The organism is Bradyrhizobium sp. CB82 (assembly GCF_029714405.1).
GTDB lineage: Bacteria > Pseudomonadota > Alphaproteobacteria > Rhizobiales > Xanthobacteraceae > Bradyrhizobium.
In genome coordinates this window covers 4,482,331-4,506,702 of record NZ_CP121650.1, presented here as the reverse complement: position 1 = coordinate 4,506,702, position 24,372 = coordinate 4,482,331, and the positions used below count along the sequence as shown (strand labels likewise).

The following is a 24,372-nucleotide window of genomic DNA, read 5'->3' as shown; positions in this document are numbered from 1 at the left end:
GCCGTAACCCAGCAGTTACCTCTGCGGCACCGGCGCCGGCGGCCGCACCGACGACCGCGGTGCACCGGGGGGCTTCGACGATTTCGCCGCCGCGTGCGGCTTTCCGGCAGGCGGACTGTCGACGCTCTCCAGATACGCGGCGAGCGCCTTCGCCGAATCCGCGCTGCTCGCATAATGGTCCTTCAGGAACCAGTAGAGCGTAAAGCTGAAGCGCCCCTTGGCAAGTCCGCGCGGGCTCCGGTGGCAGCTCGCGCAGCCATCGGCAAACAGCTTTTGCGGCGGCTTGCCCTCGTCGAGATTCTGCGCGCGCACGATTCCCGCCGTCAGCAGGATTGCTGCGGCCACACCAAACAGGGGCGCGACGAGCCCGCGCCCCGATCGATCAGATGACGTCACAATTGTACCCTATCCCCCATCAAGCGGCCGATCAGGCCGCCAGTAACGCCTCGAACTCGGCCGGCGCGTAGACCTTGCCATGCTCGTCGGTGATCACCACCTGCCAGCCTTCGCTCGCCCACACCCGCGCCTTCGCCACGATCACGAGCCGACTCTCACGCTCGAACCTATACGTCTCATTGTCGCGTTCTGCGACCATCTTGTAAGCCACTATCGTCCCCAATCGCAGTCCCCCGCACCCGCCCCCCACGTGCCAGCGGGCTTTGGCGGCAATTCGCCGGGAGCATGGCAATTTGGTGCCGTCCAAAGCATCGTGCAGCCTCGCGACCGCCGCCGCGGCACGCGAAACCGTCACTTCATGGACGTCGGGCGGGCTGGGCGGCGGTCAATGCACGCGAATGATGTGCGGCCGGCCGAGGTCGATCAGTCCCTGAACCGCCGAAAGGCGGTCTTCCAATGCTGCAATCGTCACAAGCAAATTATTGCGCCGCTCGTCCAAGATTCCTTTGTCGGCGTCGGACAACTTCGTCCGCGTCCGCAGCTGGTCGAGATCGAGAAGCGAGCCGCGATAGCCTGCGATCACGCGTGCAAGCTGCTTCGCCTCCTTCGACATCGACTTCATCGCGACATTTTGCCGGCGCGTCTCCGAGTGGCCTTGCTGCCTCATGGTCACATCCTCCCGTAAGCCCCTTGCCCCGAGTGGATGGGGAAAGCATCCGGTGAAGTTGTTACGTTCGATGAAATCTACCTCTGCGCAATTGCCTCAAATTGTGCAGGCCCGGAAAGGAAAAGCCCGGCTCGTGGCCGGGCTTTCGCTCTTCTTAGTGCCGCTCACGGCCTGGAGCCCCGCCGGCCGGCGCGCCGCCGCCATGCGGCGCGGCGTTGATATGCGGGGCACCGCCACCACCACCGCCGACATGGGGCGCTGCCGGCGCTGCTGCACGCGGAGCCGGCGCCTGCGCATGCGCATTCATCGGCGAGCCGCGGCTGACATTGGGTTGCGCGACGTGCGGCATCGCGGGACGCGCAGCAGGCGCGGCCGAGACGCGCGGCGCCTCGTGGCTTCGCGCGATGTTGGGCTGCGGGCGTGCCATCGGTTGTACGCGGGCAGCGGCGCGAGCGTTCTCATGGACCGCAGCGCGCGCATTCTCATGCGTCGCACGCACGGCGTTCTCACGCGTCATCCGCGCCTGTGCATCCGCCGGGCGACCGCGGATCTCGCGAGCCTGCGATTGCTCGCGCGTCACACGGGCTTGCGACTGCTCGCGCGTCGCACGATTGATCTCGCCGGCGCGGGTCCCGCCTCCGACCGCGATCGCACCTTCACGCGTCGCAGCACGGCCGATGCGTGCGGCTCGCGGATCGAGCGGCATCCGCGTCGCGTCGCGCTGGTGCGAGGTCCAGTAGTTCGCCCAGTAGTCACGACGGTGATACCAGGGCCGGCCGGCATAGTAGCTCGACCAGTACGAACTCAGCACGAAGGGCACCACCGGCACGTCGATCTCGTCGACATAGTCGGGCAGATAGACGTAGTGGTTGCGGTAGAGATATTCGAGATATTGCGACGACACCCAGCCGCGGTCATCCGACCAGCTCACGTCGCACCAGGCATTGCCCCGCAGGCAGCCGTGGATGTTGACCCGAGAGCCGCCGGGAATGCGATCGACCATCGGAAAGCCGGGCCCCGGCCCAGCCCTCAATCCGACGGACGCGGTGACAATGCCGGGCGCCGCAAGCGCGGCGGTCGGCGCAAGCAGCATGGCTGCAGCAAAAACAAGTCTAAGCTTCATGGCGTGATCCTCCTCATCCGAGCAGGAACGTTCGACCGGAACGAGCGTTCCGCGCCATGACGTTGAACCAGTTAAAAGATGGACGCGGCCGGCGTTCGGGTTCAATATTCATCCGCCATTCATCGCGCCGAGCGCGTTGAAGAGCAGTCCGGATGGAGCGAAGCGCTATCCGGGTAGCCTCCCGCGGGCTCTAATCCCGCCGATTGCGCTGCGCTCCATTCGGGGCTTCGATTTCCTCGCTCAGTCCACCGGCAACATGAAGCCATCGAAGAATGCCGCCAGTTCCGCGTAGGCATCGAGCGGCAGCACAAGGGCGACATATTGGTCCGGCCGCACCACGACCATGCATCCCGCATTGCGATCGATGCCGCGCATCGCGAAGATGTCATGACCGCTCCTGAGATCGCGGCAGAACATCTTTTCGTAGTCGCGAAGTCCGTACCGCCCCTTCGCGGGCAGAAGCAGTGACGGCATCGCGCCGATGGCGAGCTCGCGATGATCCTGCTGGAATACCGCGCGTACGTCGATCACCGAGTCGATATCCGCATCCCCAGGCGTATAGCGCCGCACGGGCGACTCCCGTCCCTGGCTCAGGAAATTGCAAAGCGCGGCAATTGCGCCATCGCCAGCTGTGGGGTTGCCCGCACCGGCAAAGGCAAAGATACGCCAGCGGCCGTCCGCTTTGGCGACGTGGCCGAGGTGAACGTGTTTTGCATCGGCAAGGCGGATGACCGGCGCGGAATGAAAGCGCTTGCCGATCACGAGACCGTTGGCCAGATGCTGATGCGTTGTCTTGCCGGTGAGAAGGCCCGGCCGATAATGCGTTGCCGTCCCCGCGGTGTAGCGCCCATGGCGGACAAAATAGTCCTGGGTCTTGGCCGCATCCGCGGCCTTGCCGTCGCCCTTGGCCGAGGCCAGCATCGCCGCCCATTCGCGATCGAACTCGATCAGCTCTTTTGCCACCGCCTGGCGTTCGGCCGAATAGCTGTGCAAAATGTACGGCACACACTGCTTGCGTAGCACCGCGGCGAGCTTCCAGCCCAGATTGAAGGCGTCCTGCATCGAGACGTTCATGCCCTGCCCCGCCTTTGGACTGTGGGTGTGGCAGGCGTCACCAGCGATGAAGACGCGCGGCAGCCGCGTCGCGGTCTCCACCTCAGGCACGTCGTCGAACTTCTCTGTCAGGCGCTGACCGATCTCGTAGACCGACCACCAGGCGATCTCCTTCACCTCGAGCATGTACGGATTGAGAATGCGACGTGCCTTCGCGATCAGATCGTCGGAAGTGATGTTGCGGTTCGCTACACGCTCGCCGATGTCAAGCGTCGTCAGCTCGACGTAGAGGCGCACGAGATAGCCGCCCTCGCGCGGGATGACGATGATGCTGCCGTCATTTGCCGACTGGATCAGTGCCTTGAAGCGGATGTCGGGGAAGTCGGTCACCGCGAGCACGTCCATCACGCCCCAGGCGTGGTTGGCGGAATCGCCGTGCAGCTCACAGCCTATGGATTTGCGCACGGTCGAGCGCGCGCCATCGCAGCCGACGACATAGCGCGCCTTCACGGTTTCAATCTCGCCGTGATGGCCGGGATCGACCCGCTCCAGCCTCACCGCCACCGCGTGATCTTCGAAGCGCGCCGCGGGGTCGACATGGAGCTCGATGAGATGCCGCGCGTAATGCGGCTCGAGCCTGGCCGGCGACTTGTGCATGACGTCGAGAAAGCCGTCATGCACGCGCGCCTGGTTCAGGATGACATGCGGAAATTCGGAGAGCCCATCCTCGACGTCCTGCACCCGGCCGCTGCGCACGATGTTTGAGCTGTGCTTGTCGTCGGGTTTCCAGAACGTCGTCTCGTTGACCCAATAAGCTTCCCTCATCACGCGCTCGGCAAAGCCGTAGGCGTGGAACATCTCCATGGTACGGCAGGCAACGCCGTCGGCCTGGCCGACGAGAAGCCTACCGGGCTTCTGCTCGACGATGCAGGTCTTGATGTCGGGAAACGCGGCGAGCTGCGCCGCGAGTGTCAGGCCTGCCGGACCGCAACCGACAATCACAACGTCGACCTCGTCCGGAACCTGGCCGGTCGCACCAGAGGCCTGAATGCGCTCTGCGGGGTCGGCGATATCGGGGTCGCCCGGCAAAAATCCGTTGAGATGGAACTGCATAAAACCTGCTCCTCCCCTTGTGCTTTAAAACGCCCTGCGGGCCGCGTTAGGCATCTCTCAATATTGCTCAGTATACTGACTATCAGTATACTCGTCAACCTCACCACCCGAGGAGCGCCCTGTGAAAGACAACAGCGACATGCCCGGCCATCTGGCCCGCCGCTTTCAGCAGATTGCGGTGGCGGTGTTCTTGGCCGAGGTGGAGAACGCAGGCTTCGATCTCACGCCCGTGCAATATGCGGCGCTCGCGACGATCAAGGCCAATCCCGGGCTCGACCAGGTAACGTTGGCAGGACTGATCGCCTACGACCGCACGACCATCACCGGTGTGATCGATCGCCTCGTGCAAAAGGGCCTCACCGAGCGTCGCGCCAGCAGCCGCGACCGGCGCGCACGCGAACTCGAGATCACCGACGAGGGACGCAAGACGCTGCGCGCCATCACGCCCGCGGTCGAGGCGGCACAGCGGATTATGCTGCGCGGCCTGACCGAGAAAGAGGCCAATGAGTTGATGCGGCTCATGCGCAAGGCGATCGCCGCCGGCAACGATCTCAGCCGCGCGCCGCTGCGCGAGTCGCCGACGTGACGCACTCAGGTCTTGAGCTTCAGCCGTCCCATGAAATCGCGTTTTCCCAGCGGCGCGCCCTTGTGGCGGAGGATGGCGTAAGTCGTGGTCGCATGGAAAAAGAAGTTCGGCAGCGAGAACGACATCAGAAAACCTTCCGCGGTGAATGGCAGCGTGCGGTCACCGACCTTGAAGCTGACATCGCGGCCGATCAGAGCATCGACGGCGTCCGGCGGAAGGGCGGAGACCTCGTTGCGCGCCTCCGTCACCAGCGCCTGAAGCGCGGCGTAGTCGAGATCGGGCTTGATGCTCGGCGGGACGAACACCCCGTCCCTTGCCGCTGCGAGCGCGCCGCGCGAATGATGCGCGACCGAGACCACCTGGGCGCGCAGCGGCCACATGTCCGGCGCAAGGCGCGTCTCCACGACCTCGGCCGGATCGATGCCCTTCTCCTTGAAATAGACAAGGCTCTTGTCGAGGAAGCCCCCGACTGCGCCCAGGGTTTGCAGATAGCTGGCAACCGTTGCGTCGTAGAGCGAAAAGGCCATGGCGTAACTCCCCCGTTTCGACGTCCTTCGGGTTAGAGTTCCTTCGCGGCGATTGCAACAGTGCCCAAATTTGTCGCAACGCGGCGAAACCTGGAACTAACTTTTTGGCTGATACCGTCGCTCCATTCCGCGCTTAACGCGCGCTTAACTTTGCGATCGGGGGCCTTGGAGATGTTCAGGTTCGTCATGGTGGCCGCAGCCGCATTGTTCTTTTCCGAGCAGGCGCTCGCAAACGGACACGGCTCGGATGCGCCGCCGCCGCCAAAGCCCGACGCCGCGATCGCGCCGGCGCGCGTAATCCTGACCAAGCAAGGCCCAAAGCTCGTCGATCTCAAGGGTATGACGCTGTACTATTACGAGCGTGACACCAGCGGCAAGACGTCGAACTGCGACGGCAAATGTACCCAGAGCTGGACGCCGCTGTCAGCGCCTACCGACGCCAATGCGGTCGGCGACTTCACCGTGATCACCCGCAACGACGGCAGCAAGATGTGGGCGTACCGCTATCGTCCGCTCTATACGTCTCCCGCCGACAAGGCGCCCGGCGACACCAATGGCAACGCCACGACCCTGCAATGGCGGATTGCCCGGCCCGACGAATAGCGCGACCGCTTGACGCTCAGTGCCGCGAACTGCTCGCGACCTTTGCATGAGGCACAGGATCGGCGGAAGCGTAGTTCACCTCCGGATTCCAGTGCAGCGCCGCGTACAGGATCATTCCAGCGAGAATTGAACCGTAAAAGCCGACACTCGCCCACCGCCATTTGCGCGCAATGCGGCGGCCGTCGCCATTCAATTGATGAAAGAATTTCCGCATGGCGCCTCCGATGGCAGCTTGCCCACGCGGCATAGCGCACGTGCAGCAAATCCGCTGTGAGGCAGTTCACCTTTTGCGGTTCTAGATTTCCAGCGCCGGCCAGCCCCGCGGTGTGAGGGACGGTTCACCACGCCTTTCCGGTTTTGCGGCCGGCAAAGGCAAGAGCATGGCTGACGCGGGCATCACCCGCGCCAGAATCCAGTCGCCCCGGTTTGCGCAGTCCGTCCCGGCGGCAGCACCACCACGGTCGAACCAAGCTTCACCCGGTCGTAGAGGTCGATCACGTCCTCGTTGCGCATCCGGATGCAACCGGACGAGATCGCCTGGCCGATATATTCCGGCTGGTTGGTTCCGTGGATGCGATACAGCGTGTCCTTGTTGCCGGCGTAAAGATAGAGCGCCCGCGCGCCGAGCGGATTGGCGGCGCCGCCGGCCACGCGTGACGGATAGGGCCCAAGCCGCGCCTGGATCTCCGCCGTCGGAATCCAGTCCGGCCATTCGGCCATCTTGCCGACCCGTGCCACACCGGAGAACGCCATCGCCTCCTCGCCGACGGCCACGCCGTAGCGGATCGCCTTGCCCTCCGGCATGACGTAGTAGAGATAGCGCGCGTCGGTATCGACCAGAATGGTACCTGGCTGCTCCTTGCGCGGATAGTCGACGATATGGCGAAGATACTGCTCAGGCACGTTCGCCTGCGCATAAGGCGTATGCGCCAGCAACTGCCGGTCGCGCGGCGTCATGCTTGCATCGTTGGATGGCGCCAGCGTTGCCTGCATGCAACCGCCCAGCGACAGCAATACAACCGACAGCATTGCGAGAGTGGATTTTTGCACAGCCTGCCCCAGGTTGCGCCCCCAAACCTTGAACATCTGCTGCCCAAATCGTGCTGAAAAAATGGCAGTCCGGCGGGAACACCGACATGTGTTCGGGAGCCAGGGGTTCCACGGGCGTCCGGCAAGGGGGCAGCCCCACACTCTCCTTCCCGCCGCCTTGCTTTGGTCAAACCCGGCTGGACTCGTGCGTATTGGGGCGGAGGACCGACTGATCTCTTTCAAACGGCTCGCGCGAATGCGGACGACCAAGGTTTAAGGAGCTTCGATGCTCGCGACGCTGAACAGCAAGCAAATCGTCGATGAAATCGTCAAGGACACCATAAAGGATAATGATCCACACGACGTGCTCGATATCGCGCCCGAGATCGTCCTCGCCTCGCGCCCGGACAAGCCCGCGCCCGCGCTGGTGCCCGACAGCGCGACACGTCCGGAGCCGAAGATCAACCTGGTGACGCAGGCTCCCGCCGCTGCGCCGTCGGTCGATACCGCAGTTCGCGCAGCGGCCAGCGATCTCCACGTCGCGCGCAAACGCTCGTCGGTCGGCAAATGGCTCAGCGGCGCGTTCGTCACCCTGCTGTTCGCCGCAGGCAGCGCCGCCGCGACCGTCGCCTGGCAGACTCACGGCGATACGGCGAAAGCAATGGTCGCTGCATGGATGCCGACGCTGGTCGGTTCGCCGTCGCAAGCAACACCGCCGGCGACGGAGCAGGCTTCTTCGTCAACCGAGCAGCAAGCGGCTGCGGCTGATCAACCCGCCGAGCAACCGGCAACTCCAGCTCAAGCGCAGGACAATGGCGACACGAGCTCACAGACGACAGCGCCCGACGCGGCGCAGTCGCTCCAGTCGATGACGCGCGATCTCGCCGCCATGACGCAGCAGATCGAGCAGCTCAAGGCCAACATCGCCGAACTGAAAGCGAGCCAGGAACAGATGGCACGCGAGATCGCGAAGGCCGCACCGGCGAAGCAGGCTGAGGCCAGGATTGCCGATCCGCGCGCGAGGCTTTCGGCTCTGCCGCCGCGGTCGCCGGCGCCGCCAGTACGCAAACCCAGGCCCGTGGCCGCGACCCCGGCCTATGCACCGACTTACGCGCCGGTGCCGATTGCGCCTCCGCCGCAAGCTGCCGCCGTTCCGCCGCCGCCACCGCCTGCTTCCACTTCGCAGATCGCCGATGACGACGGACCGGTGGTGCGACCGCCGATGCCGGTGCACTAGCCTCGGGCCATTCGCACTGATCGGACCAGCAGGCTGGATCATTTCAACGGTCGCAGGTCCGCAGGCTTCGGACAACTTCGTCGCCAACGTCATGACGCTGTTCGGGATGCCGGTGCTGTTCGCGCCGCTTGCGATCCTGTTCTACGCGCTCGTCTCGCTCGTGCGCTGGCCCACGCCGAAGCACAGGTGACGCTGTCCGAGTCGTGGTGAGGCGTTGAGTCCGGGCGACTACGGTAGCGAAGATTCGTGCTGTGCCCGCAAAGAGAAAAGGCCGTCGGGATCTATGCCGCCGGCCTTCTCTTGCAACTGCCGGTTCCCGGAGCCCGGTTCTGTTGCAATTCCATGGGGCAAGCATGACGCGCGCATATTTAATAAAATCTTAACGGCCTCGCGCGCCGCACATGATTTTTGCGTCATACGCACAGAGATTGCGCGAACGCCTCGTTCGGGAGAGATCGACTCAGTGGTAATATGTCTGGCGTGAGACTTGTCGCAGGACTTGAGAATTCAGGACTTGAGTAGTCAGGACTTGGTAGTGAACACTTGGGGACCTCGAATGCCTTACTATTCCTTCGATCTCGTGGTTGGTGAAGAGTTCAAGAACCAGGGCGGCATTATCCTCGAAGACCTCGAGGTCGCATCCGATCGCGCTGAACAACTGGCCAACGAGTTGTCGCAGGTGAACCCTGATCTTCAGCACAGGGGTTGCGCCGTGCGCGTCACCGACCGCGATCACAACGAGGTCTATCGGACGCCACTCGATCCCGTTCCGAGCTGGCAGCGGTACGGTTAGTCGTCGCGCATCGCCATCGCGTTCGCCATCGCAAGGACGGGGCGGCATTCCCGTGTGAGGCGTCCCGACCTGACGGGCCGCATGAGCGCGTGCGATCTTCCACCCCCGTTGCGCAACCGGGCGCCCAGCACTAGCCTTCCAAAAAACGGGAGGACATTGGAATGCGCTATGGTTGGTTGATCGCCGGCTTGATGCTGATTGCTGCACCCGCCCAAGCAGAGCCGCGGTCGGTCTATGTGACGATGGTCCTGCAGGCCTTCGCCGCCAAGGTCGAATGTCCCGGCACCGATCTCGTCTATCAGGACCTGGTGAAGAGAGCGCAGGACATGCAGCTGCCCGACGGCACGACCGAAAAAGTGCGCAAGGCCATCGCCTTCATGCACACCGGTGGCAAGATGGGCGAGAAGCAGGACGACGACCTCATGGCCGAGGTTGCGGTTGCAACCCAATCGACCGATTTCGACCAGCGGCGACTCGGGATGAGCGGCTGGTGCGAAGCCCAGAAGACCAACCTCGCCGGGCTCATTCACACCAAATAAGGCTCCCGCGGCGCAGCCATCTAAAGCTTGATCCGCGAAAGTGTGAAGCGGTCTTCCCTCGCGACAAACGCGGAACGCGCTTGCGCGGAGATCATGCGCAAACAACAACCCAAAGCGCGATGACGATCTAATCTCGTCGCGCTTCAGCCCGTCGGACAGTGAGGCGTTCGCGCAAACGTTAGCCATGCCGCGATGAACCGGTGGCCTTGGCCAACAATCGTCACAATCCTGGCAAGCATGCAGTCGGTTTCGTCAAGGAGATCCCGATGCGGACTGCCCACATCCTGCTTGTAGGCGTGCTCGCAGGCGCGTTGACCGCGCCCGTGCTCGCCAGGAATTCCAACAGCCAGCAGACCGAAGAGAAATCGGCCGCATCAACCTGCAGTGCGTATCAGCAGGCGCCGGACGGTTCGTGGACCCAGCTTCCCTGCAAGGAGACCGGCGAGCACAGCAGCCAGGCACAGACGCAGCATAAGCCGCCGGCGTCGGGCACCGAGCCGGGGGTGCACTGAGGCGGCGGCCGCGCCAGCTCAGCTCTGGTGCGGCCCCTTCATGACCTTCATGGCGTCCGCGATGTGGCGCCATTCCTTTGCTTCCTCGGCTTCGCCGCGGCTCTCGCAGGCCTGCGCCTGCTGGGCGGCCTGAGCGATCGCGGCAAAGCCGTGCTTCTCAAGCATCTGACGCGCGATGGTATGAACCTGGATCTCGGACATCATGGGCGCTCTCCCGGTTAACGCGTCGCAGCCGCGTCGTTGACGCCGCCGCAGCCCCTGTCAAACGGTCGAGCGCAAGCCGGGTTCCCTCCAGGCGGCGAACGCAACAAAGGCAGTCCGCCGTCGCCAGCGGACTGCCTTCTCATCCACCCCAAGCTCAAGCATGATCCGGAAAAGTCTGAAGCGGCTTTCCCTCGCGACAAACGCGGAACGCGTTTGCGCGGAGATCATGCGCAAACAACCACCTGAAGCGCGATGTATCCCAATCTCATCGCGCTTCAGACGAACCCGACCGGGCCCTACCCGACCGCCACCCGCTTGCGCTCGATGTCGTTGGGCACCTCAATGTCCACCTCGAGCGTCGAGACTTCGTCGCCGCGCTCCAGCCGCACGATCACCTTGGTCGGGTCGAGCTTGACGTGTTTCGAGACGACGGCGAGGATTTCCTCGCGCAGCACGCCGAGCAGATCGGGCTGGCCGCGCAATCCACGTTCATGGGCAAGCAGGATCTGCAACCGTTCGCGTGCGACGGGAGCAGACGCCTTGTTGCCGCGCAGAAGTCGGAGCAAACCCATGCTCATGCTGCCCTCCGTCTCAAGAGACGATCCATGAAGCCTTTTTTCTCGGAAGGCACGGTCATCCGGATGTTTTCGCCACACAACCGCTTCGCCGCGTCCATGTAGGCCCGCGCTGGCGCACCATCCGCATTGGACAGCGTCACTGGCGTACCAACGTTGGAGGCCTTCAGCACGTCCTGGCTCTCCGGGATTATGCCCAACAGCGGCGTTGCGAGTATCTCGAGGATGTCGTCGATATTCAGCATCTCGCCACGCGACGCACGCGAGGGATCGTAGCGCGTGATCAGGATGTGTTTTTCGACCTGCTCGCCCTTCTCGGCCCGCACCGTCTTGGAGTCGAGCATGCCGATGATGCGGTCGGAGTCGCGAACCGAGGAGACCTCGGGGTTCGTGACGATCACCGCCTGGTCGGCAAAGCGCATCGCCATGGAGGCGCCACGCTCGATGCCGGCGGGGCTGTCGCAGATCACCCAGTCGAACCGGCTGCGCAAATCGGCGATGACGGCGCGGACGCCCTCCTCCGTCAGCGCGTCCTTGTCGCGGGTTTGGGAGGCCGGCAGCAGCCAGAGGTTCTCGAGCCGCTTGTCGCGGATCAGGGCCTGCGGGAGCTTTGCAACCCCCTGCACCACGTTGATGAGGTCGAACACGACGCGCCGCTCGGCGCCCATCACGAGGTCAAGGTTGCGCAAGCCGACGTCGAAATCGACGACCACGACCTTGTCGCCGCGCTGCGCCAGCGCCGCCCCCAAGGCTGCAGTCGTCGTGGTCTTGCCGACCCCGCCCTTGCCTGATGTCACGACCAGTACCTTACTCATCTGAAATATCTCCTTTGCTGGTCAGTTCAGTGCTGTAATTCGCATGGTATTCCCCTGCAGCCAGGCCTGGGCCGGCTTGCCGCGCAAGGCGGCGTCGATGTCGTCCGCGGTCTGGTAAAACCCGTCAATTGCAAGCAGTTCAGCCTCGATCTTCTGACAATAGATACGCGCGGATGAGTGTCCGTTGACACCCGCCATGGCGCGCCCGCGCAGCGCGCCATAGACGTGGATGGATCCGCCCGCGACGACCTCGGCCCCGGAACTGACCGAGCCCAGGATCGTCACATCGCCCTCGGGGAAGATCACGGTCTGGCCCGAACGCACGGGGGTTTCGAGCAGCAGCGAGCTCGGCTGCTTCGTGACCTCGGCCTTCTTCGGCACGCTCGGCTCGAGTCCGCAAGACCGTCCCCCCGAGAGCAGCGGGGGCATGTTCGGCGTCAGCCGCGCCTCCTCCACCCCCTCGAGGCCGAGCACGCGGATGTTGCGCTCCTGGAGGCTTCCGAGCAGATGTGTGATGCCGGACTGACTGAGATCGACCGAGGACAGGTCGACCACCACGGGACGGCCGGCAAAGAATCCCGGCGACCGCGCCATCGTGGCGTCGATCTGCTGGAGCCAGTCGACGATCGGAACCGTCGGCACGAAGACGAAGGCGACGTAGGATCGGCCGCGCAAGCGCACCAATTGGCGTTGAGGTCTTGCTGCTGCCTCCATGGCTGCCGACTCGTCCTTGTTATTGAATGGTTAACGATGCGGCGGATTTGGTTAACGGGCAGTTAATTTTCCGACACTTACGCCGCCGCGAGTTGAAGCATGACCGCCGTGCTGACGCCGGGCCTCGCCCTTCGCGGCGTCCGCTGCTGACCAAAGACATCCGTCTCTTGCGGCCCGAAGTTCGATCGATCCCGCATGCTTGGCAGACATTGCTCGAGCTTCACAACACGCATCCGCAGCGGGCCAATTGGGCATGGGCCAACAGCCGGGGATCGGCGTTGGCATGCGCCTCGCAAAAGCGGTCTATGATTTGGGTTACCCGCTGGGTTAAGCCTTGCGCGATCTGGCTGTCCGCAAATCCCCGTAATGCTGGCTCCGGATCCTCGAACAGGCGAGTGAGATGAGACAGGGCTTCCATCGGTGACGGATCCCACCAGTCATAGTCCGGATCGAAGTACCAAGGCGCTTGCTGAAAGCGAACTTCGCGCCCAAAAGCGTGTTCCAGCCAATCATCAAAAGCGAGATTCTGCAGGCGCATCACAACAGCCCGGGACCGATATACAACGATCGAGCGAAGCGCACGGATTTGTCAGCCACCTTCGTCCGTATGCGTCCCGCCGCCTGCCACGGATCTGAACTTCACATGCGAAGGTGTTGCTCAAACGGCAGGATTTTAGGGATCGTCGATTCCCAATGCCTCGACAACAAAGACCGGCGTATCCGGTGAGGTCTACGGTACCACTCGGTCGATTCCCGGGCTACGACGAAGCACAGTACCGAGCGCGCCGGCGCGCTATCAGCGGGTCGTGCAAAAAGATCGACAGGCCGCTTCAATTTTCGCTATGCGCGCGGTCCGTTTATCGCGGCGAGGGTCTTTCGGCGCGAGGCAGCTCCTATCTACCACAGATGAAAGCCCCGCACTGAGATCGGCCACTATCCTGCGTTGGGCACCGCCTTTTCGATTTCGAGCCAGTCCACACGACGTGCCGGGCTGAGGCGGTCTACGCGGCATCGATCGTCATGCAGATGGGGTTGCTGCCTCGACGACGAGAACGATCTGCGAAGCGGAGAAGCTCGTTCAGAGCAGCCTTGCGCTTACGAACAACGCGCGCACGGCGTTCGTCGCCTGCACGGCAAGCATCGCGTTGTCGGCGGCGCCTTCGAGCGCGGCGACGGCGTCCTCGTGCAGCGAGCGGTATTCCATCCACTCCATCGAATTGTAGTTGGTGAGGAATTGATAGGCCTGGCCGACGGTCGCAATCGCCAGCGTGTTGCCGTTCAGGCGGATCTTGAACGTCGTGCGCAGCGGGGTATCGGAACTGGATGGATCGCTCATGGGCTGCTTCTGCACGAAAACGGCTTAACGAAGGGAAAACGGCAGCCCCCGCCGTTTGTTCACCTCAACTCAGGAGTCCGAGGCCGATGCGCGCTGCGACACCGACGTGGCGCCCTTCAGGCTCGGCACCACGACCAGGCGGTTGATCTCGCCGTCGTCATAGGCCTTCCGGAAGCGATCGTAGAACTTGATCGAGACGCATCCGTTGGAGTCGCCGCGCGGTCCGAGCATGTAGCTGTGCGTCAACAAGCCGACGCGGCCAAGGGCACTGGTCCCGTCGACCGGTGTCATGCGCAAAGCGGGCACGCCATGGAACAGCTTTTCGCGCGGCTTCAGTTCGTAGGTCGCCGGCGGGGTCGCGCCGACCATGCGCTGGTCGACATGGTTGGGATCGTCCATCATGGCGCCCATGCCCGAATGCGCCTCGAGCGCCACGCCGCTCGGCAGGTACACCGCCTTCGCCGAGATGTCGTAGACCGCGGTCTGCGAACCGTAGCCGAGCGCGGCGAGGTCCGGCCCCTGCCGGAACAGGCCGCTGTCGGGCGTCAGCGAGGCCAGCCTGATCTTGCCCGGCAGGATGTCGGAGAACTTTTGCAGCAGGCTGCGGTTGTCGCTCTTCGGCAATGAATCGGCGAAGGCTTGGCTGGAGGCGACCTGGGAGGCGAGGTCGGCCTGGAGCGGGCGCGACCGGGGCATCGGGACGTCGAGCTTCTGCGGTGGCGGCGCCGCCTCGGCCACCTGCTTGTCGTCCTCGGTCAGGGTCGATCGCCAGTCGTTACTGACGAGCTGCTGGGCGAGCAGCGCCTTGGCGTCGCGGAGCTTGAGCTGGAGCATGCTCACCGCCGAGCGCTCAATGGGACGCAAACCGGTCTCGCGCGGCGGCGAAATGGGCTGGAATCGATCGTCAAATGAGGTCATTGGGCCGTTGGGCGGCAAGGCGGCGGAGGCAAGCGAGGCGGTCTCGTTGCCACAAGCGATCCAGGCAGCCGCCCCGAGCGACAGCGCCATTGCGGCCAGCGACAGCAAAAATGTTTCCGCCCGCCCGATACGGCGGCGCGACAAGAGCTTCTCGGCCCGTGCTGCGTCGGAAACCATCAGATCCCCAAATCGACCCGCTCAACCCCGTCCCGAACCCCGGGGGTGCCCAACCCCCATCGAGACTCTATACCAACTACCACATCAGGAGCCAAAAGTTAGGCATAATCGCGGCCGGGGCGGGAGCCGGAGGCAGTTAATGAGCGATCCTTTTGACCTCGAACGCTTCGTCCAGGCTCAGAACGACGTCTATCCGGGGGTCGTCAGGGAGCTCTCGGCGGGACGCAAGCGCAGCCACTGGATGTGGTTCATCTTCCCGCAAGTGGCGGGGCTCGGCTTCAGCGCCATGTCGCAGCGCTATGCCATTGGCTCGCGGGCAGAGGCAGAGGCCTACCTCGCCCACCCCGTGCTCGGGCCGCGCCTCATCGAATGCACCGGCCTCCTGCTCGCGGTGAAGGATCGCAGCATCAACGCGATCCTCGGCGCGCCCGACGACGCCAAGTTCCGCTCGTCGATGACGCTGTTCGAAGCCGTGTCGGATGAGGCGATCTTCGGCCAGGCGCTCGTCCGCTATTTCGCCGGCGAGCGCGATGGTGCGACGCTCGAGATCCTCGCAAGCCTCGATCGCTAGCGCGCGGGCTTCAGCGCCCCTGGAAGACGGCGGCGCGACGCTCAACGAAAGACTGGATGCCCTCCTTCGCGTCGGCACTATTCAGCACGCGATCGCGGATCTTCGGTATGTAGGCGATCGCCGCCGCCTCGCCACCTTCGATGTATTTGGCAGCGGCTTCCTTGGTAACCTGGATGCCCAACGGCGCGTTGCGCGCAATGATCTCCGCGAGCGCCATGGCGCGGTCGACCTGCTGCCCTGCCGGCACGACCTCCTGCACCAGGCCGATCTCGCGGGCGCGCTGCGCCGAGAACTCGTCGCAAAGGAACAAATGATACATCGCGTTGCCCCAGCCGGCGCGCGACAGGAAACGGAAATGCGCGCCGCCGAGCGGGGCAATGCCGCGTTTGGATTCCATCTGGCAGAAGCGCGCATCGTCGGCGGCGACCACGATGTCGCCGGCGAGCATCAGCTCAATCCCGATGGTGAATACGATGCCCTGCACCGCCGTGACGATCGGCTTCCTGCAGCGTTTGCTGAGCCCGAACGGGTCGATATTGCCTTCTCTGATATTGCGCTTTTCGGCGGCCGGGCCGAAGAATTTCGGCATGTCGAGGCCGGCGGTAAAATCCCTGCCCTCCGCGCATATCACGCCGACCCAGTGGTCGTCGTTGTTGTGCAGTTCTGTGAGCGCGTCCGAGAGCTGCTCCATCATCGCCGGCGAGAACGCATTCTTCTTCGACGGGTTGTCGATGATGATCTTGAAGATATGGCCATGCATCTCGCTGCGGACCTGTCCTTCGGCTGTCATGCGTTGCTCCCTCAGTCGGTTTGTTTGAAAAACTTTCGTCGTCAGTTGACGGGCGGGATCGCGTCGCGGATCGCCTTGATCCGCGCGGGCGTGAACACGCCACTGTCCAGGAGATCGAGGATCGACAGCACGCCGCCGCGCGAACCCCAGCTTCCCTTGATGGTCATGATGTCGCGCGGCCTCGTGGTCGGACAGGAGCTTGCCGCCGATCGCCATGCAATCGGCTGCCAGGGTGCGGAAATGGACCTGAAAGCCCTGCCGCGCCGCGGGCGCGAGTTGGCCGACTTCCGCCTCCAGCACGGCATCGGTGAGGCTTTCCGCAAGCAAGCGGCGCTGCGCGAGGCTCAGCCGGCCTTCCGGGGCAGTCACGGTGATGATGGTCACGGTTACCTCTTGTTCGATATGACAGCCGTCATAATCAATACGAGACTGGCTATGTCAAGCGTCATAGATTAGATCTGGACCGAACCTCTGGACCTGGCCGATGACATCAACCACCCGCGACAAGATGATTGCCGGCGCCGCCGATTTGATGAGCCGGCGCGGCGTCAACGCCACCAGCATGCGCGACGTCGTCCGCCACACGGCAACGCCGCGCGGCTCGATCGGCCACCATTTTCCGGACGGCAAGCCGCAACTCCTCGCCGAGGCCGTTCGCTTCGCCGGGCAGCGGGTCTCCGTGCGGTTGGACAAGGCTTTGAGCGAGCTCGGCGTCATCGCCGGCTTTCGCGCCCTCGTCGCATCCTGGCGGCGGCGGCTGGAGACGACGCAGTTCGAGGCCGGCTGTCCGGTGCTGGCGGTCGCCGTCGACCACTATGTCGGCGAGACATCGGACAAGGGTGATGCGCGCGACGAGGCGACGCAGCAGCATCTGCTCGACCTTGCCCACGACGTGTTCACCGACTGGCAGCAGGTCATGCTTTTGGCGCTCAAGCGAGAGGGCCTTGCGGCTGCGCGCGCAACCCGGCTCGCCACCCTGGTGGTCGCCGTCATCGAGGGTACGGTCGCGCTGTGCCGCGCCGCGCGCAGCACGCAGCCGCTCGATCACGCCCAGCAGGAACTCGAGCTGATCCTATCCGAAGCCCTGGGCCGGAAGGCCGAATAATCGCAGCCCAGGTCCCGCCCCCGGAGGGGCGCGCCATCACCGTAAACCCGAGATTAATCCGGCCAGCCTAACCTTCGGGGAAGAGCCAACTTTTCCCGCGACCATTGCCGGACAATCCATGAAAATTGGGACGCTTCTGACTGCCGCCATCGTCTCGCTGTCGACCATCGGCGGCGGCCTCGCCGTCTATGTCGCGGTGACCAAGTATCAGACCATGGACCGCATCGCCGAGGCGCAAAGCCGGCTCCAGCTCGTGCGCGCGGTCGGCGATATCCCGCGCTATCTCAATCCCGAGCGCGGCTACGCCACCAATATGCTCTACGGTCCGGCTACGATCGATCCCGCGATGCGCACCGAGCATGAGAAGCTGCGCAAGCTGACCGACGGTGCCCGCGACAAAATGAACGCGCTGCGCAAGGAGCGACTTCCGGGCGGCCTCGACGACGGCAACACCATCGCGAGCAGTATCGATGCGCTGAATGCGAAGTTCTCCGCCCTGCGCGAAGCCATCGACAAGGCGATCGAGGGACCTGCCGACGCCCGCAAGGACGCCGCGCGAAAAATCGTCGCCGACAATGCCGTGTTCAACAGCGACATCACGGCGCTGCTCAACGAGCAGGTCCGCCGCATGGCGATCCTCAATGGCGATGCCTACCGCCAGGCAAGCTATGCCAACGTGGCCTGGACGCTGCGCGACGTCGGCGGGCTGAACTCGAGCCTGCACAAGAACCTCGTCGGCTCAATGAAGGCAGCGAGCGAAGCCGACTCGACATCAGCCGCACGCAGGGACGCCATGACCAGATCCTGATGTCGTTACAGGACCTTCGCGGCAATCCGACGACGCCTTCGAATGTCGCGGCCGCACTCGAGAAGATGAACTCCGACTATGTCGACGGCTTTGGCCGCGACCTCAAGCTCGTCAAGGACGGCGTCGCGAGCGGCAAGTACGACATCGACGTCGCGACCTTCTATTCAGACTCGCAGCGCGGCCTTGGCGCGGTGATCGGCGTCCGCGAGGCCTTCTACGACAATGCCGAGCAGATCCTCGGGGCGGCCTCGGCCGCCGCGCGGCTGAGCTTCACGATCGCGCTGGCGGGCCTCGCGGCCGTGCTCATCGCGAGCGTCGGGCTCATCGTGATGGTCCGGCGTCGCGTCTGCGCGCCGATCGTCAGCCTGACGATGCGAATGTCGCGCCTCGCCGCCGGCGAGATGGCGGCCGAGATTCCGGGCGCTGCGCGTTCCGACGAGATCGGCGCGATGGGCGCTGCCGTGCAGGTCTTCAAGGACAACATGATCAAGGCCGAGCAGCTCGCGGCCGATAAGCAGGCCGAGAACGACGGCAAGATGCGGCGGGCGCAGATCCTCGACGAACTCACCCGCGCCTTCGAGGCCAAGGTCTCCGAGCTCGTCGGCGGCCTGTCCTCGGCATCGGCCACGATGGAGAGCACGGCACAGTCGATGACCTCGACGGCGTCCGCGACCAACAGCCAGGCCGCGGTCGTCGCGGCCGCCTCCGAACAGACCTCGACCAACGTGCAGACGGTCGCCAGCGCGACCGAGGAGCTCACCTCCTCGATCGCCGAGATCGGTCGCCAGGTCGCCCAGTCTACCGAGATTGCGGCGCGCGCCGTGGACAATGCGCGCCGCACCGGCGATACCGCCCGCGCCCTTGCCGAGGGCGCGCAGAGGATCGGCGACGTCGTCACGCTGATCCAGAGCATCGCCGAGCAGACCAATCTGTTGGCACTGAACGCGACCATCGAGGCGGCGCGCGCAGGTGATGCCGGCCGCGGTTTTGCCGTGGTCGCCTCCGAGGTCAAATCGCTGGCGGGGCAGACGGCGAAGGCCACCACCGAAATCTGCGAGCAGATTTCCGCGATCCAGTCCGCGAGCGACGAGACGGTCGCCGCAATTCGCAATGTCGCCGACGTTATTGCCGAGATCGATCAGATCGGCACTGCGATCGCGGCTGCGATCGAAGAGCAGGGTTCGGCGACCAAGGAAATCTCGCGCAGCGTCCAGGAGGCCGCGCGCGGCACCCAGGAGGTCAATTCCAACATCACCGGCGTACAGCGCGCCGCCGACGATACGGGAGCTGCCGCCAATCAGGTGCTGGGTGCGGCCGAGCAGCTCTCCTCGCAGTCGCGCGACCTTGCCGGCCAGGTCAACCGCTTCCTCGCCGAAGTCAGGGCCGCGTAGGGTCATTATCCGAGCATGATCTCCGCGCAAACGCATTCCGCGTTTGTCGCGAGGGAAAACCACTGCGCATCTTGCCGGATAATGCCCCTTAGTACGGCGGCTGCTTGTGCGCGCGCTGTGCCTTGGCAGCCTCGACCCACCAGGTGAGATCGTCGGCAAAACGCGGGAACGAGCGTTCCAGCGCCTTGCCGCCCTCGCCCGTCGGCTCGCCCTCCGCCGACAGCGTCTGGGCGATCGGACCGACCGCGATCGTGCTCGATATCACCACCATGCCCATTTCCGACAACGTGCCGTGCCAGGCGGTTGCGGCGCGTGCGCCGGAGAAGCGACCGGCGGAGTAGCTGACGATTGCGGCCGGGCGCCAGAACCATTCCTCGAGAAAATGATCGGTGAGGTTCTTCAAGCCCGGTTGAATACCCCAATTGTATTCGCCGGTGACGAACACGAAGCCGTCGGCATCGCGGATCTGCGCGGCCAGCGTCTCCAGGGCCTCTGGTGCCTGCCCTTTTGGATATTCCTTGTACATGCGGTCGAGCATGGGAAGGCCAACCGCCTTCGCGTCGATGAAGGCGACGTCGTCGCCGCGGATCCGCAAGCCGTTGACGACGAAATGCGCCAAGCGAATGCCCATCCGATCGGAGCGGTAGGAACCGTAGAAAACGAGGATGCGATTGCCCATGATGGGCGCATCCTAGCACGAAGCGCCCGCGACGAAAGGTCAGGCCTTTCGGGCACGCTCCAACGTTTGCGACGGCGTTTCCCCGAACTGGTGCCGATAGCTTCTCGAGAAGTCGCTGAGGTGCCAGAAGCCGAAGGCGAGCGCCGCCGCCTTCACGCTCTCGGGCCCGGCCAGCAACCGCTTGCGAACGAGCCACAGCCGCCGCAAGCGCAAATAGCGGTGCAGGCTCATGCCGCGATAGCGCTGGACCGCATCATGCAGGCTGCGCACGGACAGGCCGAGCTTCCTGGCCAACTCCTCGCTGTAAATGGGCTGCCCGAGGTCATCGAGCAGCAGCGCACGGATCTCCTGGAAAGTCCCGAAATGCCGCTCATCGTTGGCTCGCGCAGTCCAGCGCGCCGGCAATATGCCTTCGAACGCCGCGTCGATCCCGGCAAGCAGGGATTCTCTCATCGCGGACGCCCTCATCGGCCATTCGACGGCATCGACGGGTTCCGAGGCAGCAGCGATCACCTCCCTGATCAGCTTGCGCAGCCAGCTCAGCGCCAGCGCGCTCGTTTCATGGATGCGGAAGTTCGCCTTCGTTTCCGGCCAGCCGCGCCCCATCACCTCCGGCGTGAACATCACCGAGGCGTATTCCCGCTCGACTTCCTCGACCGTGTTGAAGGCAGCGCCGCCGCCGCCGATGACGATGGCCGCTCGATCCCGCTGCGCGCCATTGAAACGGATGGGAACCTCGTGGTCGTCCATTGCGAAGCCGACCGCGGTGCAATTCTTCACGAGTTGCGCGTCCACGATGCGCGGAAAGGATTTCGTGAAATTGACGTCGCACCCCGGCAGATTCAGGATGGTCTGCTCGGCCGCTATCTTCCGCACGAGCGGTGTAAATTCCACGTCCAGAGTTCGAATCGAACTGCGGAATTCGTCAACATCGTCAAATCGAAATATCTTTGGCCCCAACGTCGGCGCCCCAAATGTCATTTGTCGCGAATCAAGAAAGCGTTATCTTATCGCAACCGTCACCCGGATTGGTCGCCCGCTCAATCGCATCTTGGGTGTTATCCGGCGCGTGCCTGGGCGCGCAAAAAACTCGCAACTCCGAGAGATATCGTGGGCACGTTTGCCGAATTTCGATATCGATTCAAATCCAAAGGACGGTGCGATGACACCACCGCGTGTTTCCGACATAACCTAAGTTTAACGACTTTCGCGCGCAATTGATCCCGTAGAAACACCGTCGTTTTTTTAGCGGATCAGGCCCGCCATGAATGCCATTTTGCCTGCCGATATTGTTGCCGAGCTCGAAAGCACCATCGCAGGGTGCGCTTATGAGCGCCGCGTCCGTATGCTTCGGCAGACGACCGACCTGCTCGTTGCAGGTCGCAATCGTCTTCAGGAGCCAGAGATCAATGCGCTGGACCAGGTCCTGCTTCGCATTGCGGAACGCATTGAGCCGAAGGCGCTCACGCAGCTGAGCGCAGCGCTGGTCGATCTGAGTTTGGCTCCCAGGGAAACGTCGCGCCGGCTTGCGTTCCATGATGACCCAATGGTTGCCGGCCCGCTCCTTCTCAAGTCCCGCATCCTCTCGGAGAGCGACCTGGAGGCGATCGCAACATCACGCGGCGAGCAGCATTTGCTGGCGATCGCCGGACGGAGCTCGCTTGATCCAGCCCTGACGGACATCCTGCTCAAGCGCGGCGGCAAGAATGTCGGTCGCGCGCTCGTGAGCAATCCGGGCGCCACGTTTTCCGACGCAGGCCATGCCATGCTGATCGCCAGGGCCCAACACGACGGCGAGATCGCGAGGGGGCTGGCATTCCGGCCCGACACGCCCGACAAAATCGTCCGCGGGCTCTTCCCCAGGCTGACGCCGGAGGCCAGAGCCTCCATACTTGATGCAGCCGCCCCCGCCTTGCGCGAGCGGATCGAGACCATGCTGTGCCCGACGCCAGCCGCGGCACGGCCGAAGCTACCGTCATCGATCGACTATTCGGAAGCGCGGCTCTCCGTCGTCGCGCTCAACCGCGTCGGCAAGCTCAACGATTCAACCATCAACCGCTTCGCCGTCCGCGGCGAGGCGGCCAATCTGATCGCCTCACTCTCGGTGCTGTCGGGTGCGCCGATCGACGTGATTGAAAAGATCATCGCAGACGAGGATTGCGAAGCGCTGGTCATGGCCTGCCGCGCCTCCCGCCTGAACTGGCAGACGACTCTCGCAATTCTCTGCAATCGCGGCGGCTCGCGCCTTTCCTACGAACAGCGCGAGCGCGCCCAAAAGCTGTTCGATGAGCTCTATCTTTCGACAAGCCAGTGGACCGTGCGCTGGGGCGAAATGGCCGCGAGCGCAGTTGCCGCTGACAATAACAACAAGCGTCTGAAATCGGGAGCCAACCGATGAGATTCGACAGTCGCAAATCACACCGCGTCCGGATGGATCACAAGCAGCCCGTCAACCTGATGGGCGCCGACGGCACCTGGCGCCGTACCTGCGTGCTGCTTGATGTTTCGGATACCGGCGCCAAGATCGAGGTCGAGGGAACTCTCGACGTGCTGCAAGCGAGGGAATTCTTCATGCTGCTGTCCTCGACCGGCCTCGCCTATCGCCGCTGCGAATTGGTATGGATCGACGGAACGATGGCGGGGATTCACTTCATCAGGCCGGGAACCAGGAAAGGACCAGCGAAGGCCAAAAACGAACTAGCGACGCAGAAGACCAGGGGCAGGTAGCCGTCTCAGAAAGCCACAGTCGTGCCAAGTTCCAGCCTCGTCGTGCCAGTCAGCAACGCCCCTGGGCCTCGGGCGGCTTCCTCGTTCGTGCATGTGCTTGCCGACAGCTCCGACAAGCTGTCGGGGGTTTGCTCGATCGTCGAGCGGAAGTTCGCCGTGGCAGGCGAACGGCTCGATGCCGAGGCACGGCTACCGCACTCGCCGATTGCCGTCGTCGTGCGGGCGGACCTTCGCGACGTCGACAACATCGCTGCGCTGAAGAAGCGAGCGGCGCGACTGGCCAAGGCGGACAAGCGCATCTTCCTGGTCGAGCCGCCTTCGCATGTTTGCATCTCGCAGGCTTACGCTCTCGGCGCCACGCACGTCCTGCCGGGCGCGCCCAACCAGACCAAGCTCCTGGCGGCGCTATTGGGGTCGCCGAACCCGGATGCCACATCCGCCGATGGCCAATCGCAACCGGAAGATGCGGTCGAGGCGGCCGCGACCGCCATCGGCTCGATGTTCAGCTCGGTCATGCTCGGTGAAACCATCGACGTCGACGGAGCGAAGGAGGCCGGCCGCAAGATCGCCAACCGCATCGCCGAGCACGGCCTGTCGGAATGGCTCACGACTGTGCGGCGCCATCATGAGGGAACCTACCAGCATTGCCTGCTGGTCACCGGCGTCGCGATCGATTTCGGGCTAAGTCTCGGCGTCAGGAAAGACGATCTCGAACGGCTGTATTCGGCGGCCATGTTTCACGACATCGGCAAGGCGAAGATTCCGCTCACGATCCTCGACAAGCCGGGGCGCCTGGACGCCAACGAGCGCACGCTGATAAAGACGCACCCGATCGCGGGATACGAGGTTCTGAAGGATCATGCCAACATCTCGCCCGAGATCCTCGATGCGGTACGTCACCACCACGAATATCTCGACGGCAGCGGATATCCGGACGCGCTTTGCGCCGACAGCATTACGGATGTCGTTCGAATTCTCACCATCTCCGACATCTTCGCCGCACTGATCGAGCACCGGTCATACCGACCGACCATGCCGCGCAAGCAGGCCTACGGCATTCTCCTGGGAATGCAGGGCAAGCTCGAAAAGGCGCTGGTCGCCTCATTCAAGCAGGTCGCGCTGACCCGCTGATCGCGCATCGGCGCCTCCAATGCGCGACCTTAAAGCGCCGACCTCAAGGCGACGGCCTTAGTGCGTCGCGCGGTATTTGGCGCGGTGCGGGATCGACCGGCACGCCAACCCCTCTGCCAACCGTTTCATGTCATCGCGCTTGCCGCTGCTGATCAGCCGGCCAAATTCCTCTGATGTGAAGGGGAGACTTGGATCATCATCAACCGGATACCGCACTCGCGGCCCGAGTAACCATCGCACCAGGCTAGCCAGC

The 24,372-nt window shown here is 63.8% G+C and carries 32 protein-coding genes and 1 pseudogene; 14 read left to right on the top strand and 19 right to left on the bottom strand.

The window, feature by feature from the left end:
* Window positions 1-15: 15 nt before the first annotated feature.
* The 5 genes from QA640_RS21815 to QA640_RS21795 all read right to left on the bottom strand — a co-directional run bounded on the left by QA640_RS21815 (window position 16) and on the right by QA640_RS21795 (window position 4,352).
* Window positions 16-396 carry a hypothetical protein gene (locus tag QA640_RS21815; RefSeq protein WP_283042636.1) on the bottom strand — a complete coding sequence of 127 codons (381 nt, stop codon included), beginning with the start codon at window positions 394-396 and terminating at the stop codon, window positions 16-18.
* A gap of 31 nt (window positions 397-427) precedes the next feature.
* Complete coding sequence (locus QA640_RS21810) at window positions 428-607, bottom strand: hypothetical protein (RefSeq protein WP_283042635.1); 180 nt, start codon at window positions 605-607, stop codon at window positions 428-430.
* A 174-nt stretch (window positions 608-781) separates the two neighbouring features.
* Entirely contained in the window at window positions 782-1,063 is a 282-nt protein-coding gene (locus QA640_RS21805) for a hypothetical protein (protein WP_283042634.1), read from the bottom strand.
* 154 nt (window positions 1,064-1,217) lie between these two features.
* Window positions 1,218-2,186 carry an SH3 domain-containing protein gene (locus QA640_RS21800; RefSeq protein WP_283042633.1) on the bottom strand — a complete coding sequence of 323 codons (969 nt, stop codon included), beginning with the start codon at window positions 2,184-2,186 and terminating at the stop codon, window positions 1,218-1,220.
* A 240-nt stretch (window positions 2,187-2,426) separates the two neighbouring features.
* Window positions 2,427-4,352, bottom strand: coding sequence for an FAD-binding monooxygenase (locus tag QA640_RS21795; protein ID WP_283042632.1), 1,926 nt, complete (start codon window positions 4,350-4,352; stop codon window positions 2,427-2,429).
* 121 nt (window positions 4,353-4,473) lie between these two features.
* On the opposite strand from QA640_RS21795, the gene QA640_RS21790 reads away from it, so the two are divergent.
* Window positions 4,474-4,938 carry a MarR family winged helix-turn-helix transcriptional regulator gene (locus QA640_RS21790; protein WP_283042631.1) on the top strand — a complete coding sequence of 155 codons (465 nt, stop codon included), beginning with the start codon at window positions 4,474-4,476 and terminating at the stop codon, window positions 4,936-4,938.
* Between the two features lie 5 nt (window positions 4,939-4,943).
* Here QA640_RS21790 and QA640_RS21785 read toward each other — a convergent pair whose 3' ends face one another.
* The gene (locus QA640_RS21785; protein ID WP_283042630.1) at window positions 4,944-5,465 is read right to left on the bottom strand and encodes a DUF1993 domain-containing protein; all 522 of its coding nucleotides are present in this window, start codon (window positions 5,463-5,465) and stop codon (window positions 4,944-4,946) included.
* Window positions 5,466-5,636: 171 nt separating this feature from the next.
* Here QA640_RS21785 and QA640_RS21780 point away from each other — a divergent pair, with 171 nt between their 5' ends.
* Complete coding sequence (locus QA640_RS21780; RefSeq protein ID WP_283042629.1) at window positions 5,637-6,068, top strand: hypothetical protein; 432 nt, start codon at window positions 5,637-5,639, stop codon at window positions 6,066-6,068.
* Between the two features lie 16 nt (window positions 6,069-6,084).
* Here QA640_RS21780 and QA640_RS21775 read toward each other — a convergent pair whose 3' ends face one another.
* Both QA640_RS21775 and QA640_RS21770 read right to left on the bottom strand, forming a co-directional pair.
* Window positions 6,085-6,282, bottom strand: a complete 198-nt coding sequence (locus tag QA640_RS21775) for a hypothetical protein (RefSeq protein WP_283042628.1) — start codon at window positions 6,280-6,282, stop codon at window positions 6,085-6,087.
* Between the two features lie 182 nt (window positions 6,283-6,464).
* Window positions 6,465-7,097, bottom strand: a complete 633-nt coding sequence (locus tag QA640_RS21770) for a L,D-transpeptidase (RefSeq protein WP_283042854.1) — start codon at window positions 7,095-7,097, stop codon at window positions 6,465-6,467.
* 286 nt (window positions 7,098-7,383) lie between these two features.
* Between QA640_RS21770 and QA640_RS21765 the strand changes: the two genes are divergently transcribed.
* The 5 genes from QA640_RS21765 to QA640_RS21745 all read left to right on the top strand — a co-directional run bounded on the left by QA640_RS21765 (window position 7,384) and on the right by QA640_RS21745 (window position 10,178).
* Window positions 7,384-8,334 (top strand): hypothetical protein, encoded by a 951-nt coding sequence (locus tag QA640_RS21765; protein WP_283042627.1) that lies wholly within the window; start codon window positions 7,384-7,386, stop codon window positions 8,332-8,334.
* Entirely contained in the window at window positions 8,291-8,524 is a 234-nt protein-coding gene (locus tag QA640_RS21760; protein WP_283042626.1) for a hypothetical protein, read from the top strand. The genes QA640_RS21765 and QA640_RS21760 overlap by 44 nt, the downstream gene beginning before the upstream one ends.
* A gap of 366 nt (window positions 8,525-8,890) precedes the next feature.
* Entirely contained in the window at window positions 8,891-9,127 is a 237-nt protein-coding gene (locus QA640_RS21755; protein ID WP_283042625.1) for a hypothetical protein, read from the top strand.
* 161 nt (window positions 9,128-9,288) lie between these two features.
* Window positions 9,289-9,666 (top strand): hypothetical protein, encoded by a 378-nt coding sequence (locus QA640_RS21750; protein WP_283042624.1) that lies wholly within the window; start codon window positions 9,289-9,291, stop codon window positions 9,664-9,666.
* A 266-nt stretch (window positions 9,667-9,932) separates the two neighbouring features.
* A complete protein-coding gene (locus QA640_RS21745) occupies window positions 9,933-10,178 on the top strand; it encodes a hypothetical protein (protein WP_283042623.1) in 246 nt (81 codons plus the stop codon).
* A gap of 18 nt (window positions 10,179-10,196) precedes the next feature.
* Here the strand turns inward: QA640_RS21745 and QA640_RS21740 are convergent, their stop codons facing one another.
* The 7 genes from QA640_RS21740 to QA640_RS21710 form a co-directional block, all read right to left on the bottom strand.
* A complete protein-coding gene (locus QA640_RS21740) occupies window positions 10,197-10,382 on the bottom strand; it encodes a hypothetical protein (RefSeq protein ID WP_283042622.1) in 186 nt (61 codons plus the stop codon).
* A 296-nt stretch (window positions 10,383-10,678) separates the two neighbouring features.
* Window positions 10,679-10,960, bottom strand: a complete 282-nt coding sequence (minE, locus tag QA640_RS21735; protein WP_283042621.1) for a cell division topological specificity factor MinE — start codon at window positions 10,958-10,960, stop codon at window positions 10,679-10,681.
* Window positions 10,957-11,772, bottom strand: a complete 816-nt coding sequence (gene minD, locus QA640_RS21730; protein WP_283042620.1) for a septum site-determining protein MinD — start codon at window positions 11,770-11,772, stop codon at window positions 10,957-10,959. The genes minE and minD overlap by 4 nt, the downstream gene beginning before the upstream one ends.
* Before the next feature lie 21 nt (window positions 11,773-11,793).
* Window positions 11,794-12,486 carry a septum site-determining protein MinC gene (gene minC / locus QA640_RS21725; protein WP_283042619.1) on the bottom strand — a complete coding sequence of 231 codons (693 nt, stop codon included), beginning with the start codon at window positions 12,484-12,486 and terminating at the stop codon, window positions 11,794-11,796.
* Between the two features lie 220 nt (window positions 12,487-12,706).
* Window positions 12,707-13,024 carry a hypothetical protein gene (locus tag QA640_RS21720; RefSeq protein ID WP_283042618.1) on the bottom strand — a complete coding sequence of 106 codons (318 nt, stop codon included), beginning with the start codon at window positions 13,022-13,024 and terminating at the stop codon, window positions 12,707-12,709.
* A gap of 540 nt (window positions 13,025-13,564) precedes the next feature.
* Window positions 13,565-13,822, bottom strand: coding sequence for a hypothetical protein (locus QA640_RS21715; RefSeq protein ID WP_283042617.1), 258 nt, complete (start codon window positions 13,820-13,822; stop codon window positions 13,565-13,567).
* Between the two features lie 69 nt (window positions 13,823-13,891).
* Window positions 13,892-14,917, bottom strand: coding sequence for a DUF2778 domain-containing protein (locus QA640_RS21710; RefSeq protein WP_283042616.1), 1,026 nt, complete (start codon window positions 14,915-14,917; stop codon window positions 13,892-13,894).
* A gap of 139 nt (window positions 14,918-15,056) precedes the next feature.
* Here QA640_RS21710 and QA640_RS21705 point away from each other — a divergent pair, with 139 nt between their 5' ends.
* On the top strand, window positions 15,057-15,488 hold the full coding sequence (locus tag QA640_RS21705; protein WP_283042615.1) for a DUF1810 domain-containing protein: 432 nt from the start codon (window positions 15,057-15,059) through the stop codon (window positions 15,486-15,488).
* A gap of 10 nt (window positions 15,489-15,498) precedes the next feature.
* Here QA640_RS21705 and QA640_RS21700 read toward each other — a convergent pair whose 3' ends face one another.
* Both QA640_RS21700 and QA640_RS21695 read right to left on the bottom strand, forming a co-directional pair.
* Window positions 15,499-16,278: a crotonase/enoyl-CoA hydratase family protein gene (locus QA640_RS21700; RefSeq protein WP_283042614.1), complete on the bottom strand. Its 780-nt coding sequence runs from the start codon at window positions 16,276-16,278 to the stop codon at window positions 15,499-15,501.
* A gap of 41 nt (window positions 16,279-16,319) precedes the next feature.
* On the bottom strand, window positions 16,320-16,445 hold the full coding sequence (locus tag QA640_RS21695; protein ID WP_283042613.1) for a hypothetical protein: 126 nt from the start codon (window positions 16,443-16,445) through the stop codon (window positions 16,320-16,322).
* A 1-nt stretch (window position 16,446) separates the two neighbouring features.
* On the opposite strand from QA640_RS21695, the gene QA640_RS21690 reads away from it, so the two are divergent.
* The 3 genes and pseudogenes from QA640_RS21690 (at window position 16,447) to QA640_RS21675 (ending at window position 19,582) form a co-directional block, all read left to right on the top strand.
* Window positions 16,447-16,734, top strand: a complete 288-nt coding sequence (locus QA640_RS21690) for a hypothetical protein (RefSeq protein ID WP_283042612.1) — start codon at window positions 16,447-16,449, stop codon at window positions 16,732-16,734.
* A gap of 28 nt (window positions 16,735-16,762) precedes the next feature.
* Window positions 16,763-17,383 (top strand): helix-turn-helix domain-containing protein, encoded by a 621-nt coding sequence (locus QA640_RS21685; RefSeq protein WP_283042611.1) that lies wholly within the window; start codon window positions 16,763-16,765, stop codon window positions 17,381-17,383.
* Between the two features lie 118 nt (window positions 17,384-17,501).
* A pseudogene (locus QA640_RS21675) lies at window positions 17,502-19,582 on the top strand (methyl-accepting chemotaxis protein).
* 88 nt (window positions 19,583-19,670) lie between these two features.
* On the opposite strand, the gene QA640_RS21670 reads toward QA640_RS21675, so the two are convergent.
* The gene (locus QA640_RS21670) at window positions 19,671-20,261 is read right to left on the bottom strand and encodes an NADPH-dependent FMN reductase (protein WP_283042608.1); all 591 of its coding nucleotides are present in this window, start codon (window positions 20,259-20,261) and stop codon (window positions 19,671-19,673) included.
* Window positions 20,262-20,300: 39 nt separating this feature from the next.
* Window positions 20,301-21,242, bottom strand: coding sequence for an AraC family transcriptional regulator (locus tag QA640_RS21665; RefSeq protein WP_283042607.1), 942 nt, complete (start codon window positions 21,240-21,242; stop codon window positions 20,301-20,303).
* 283 nt (window positions 21,243-21,525) lie between these two features.
* Between QA640_RS21665 and QA640_RS21660 the strand changes: the two genes are divergently transcribed.
* From QA640_RS21660 to QA640_RS21650, 3 genes are read left to right on the top strand one after another with little or no spacing between them, the layout of a single operon-like run.
* A complete protein-coding gene (locus QA640_RS21660) occupies window positions 21,526-22,659 on the top strand; it encodes a DUF2336 domain-containing protein (RefSeq protein WP_283042606.1) in 1,134 nt (377 codons plus the stop codon).
* Complete coding sequence (locus tag QA640_RS21655) at window positions 22,656-22,988, top strand: PilZ domain-containing protein (protein WP_283042605.1); 333 nt, start codon at window positions 22,656-22,658, stop codon at window positions 22,986-22,988. Before QA640_RS21660 ends, QA640_RS21655 begins: the two co-directional genes overlap by 4 nt.
* Window positions 22,989-23,030: 42 nt before the next feature.
* The gene (locus QA640_RS21650) at window positions 23,031-24,119 is read left to right on the top strand and encodes an HD domain-containing phosphohydrolase (protein WP_283042853.1); all 1,089 of its coding nucleotides are present in this window, start codon (window positions 23,031-23,033) and stop codon (window positions 24,117-24,119) included.
* The last annotated feature ends 253 nt before the right edge of the window (window positions 24,120-24,372 follow it).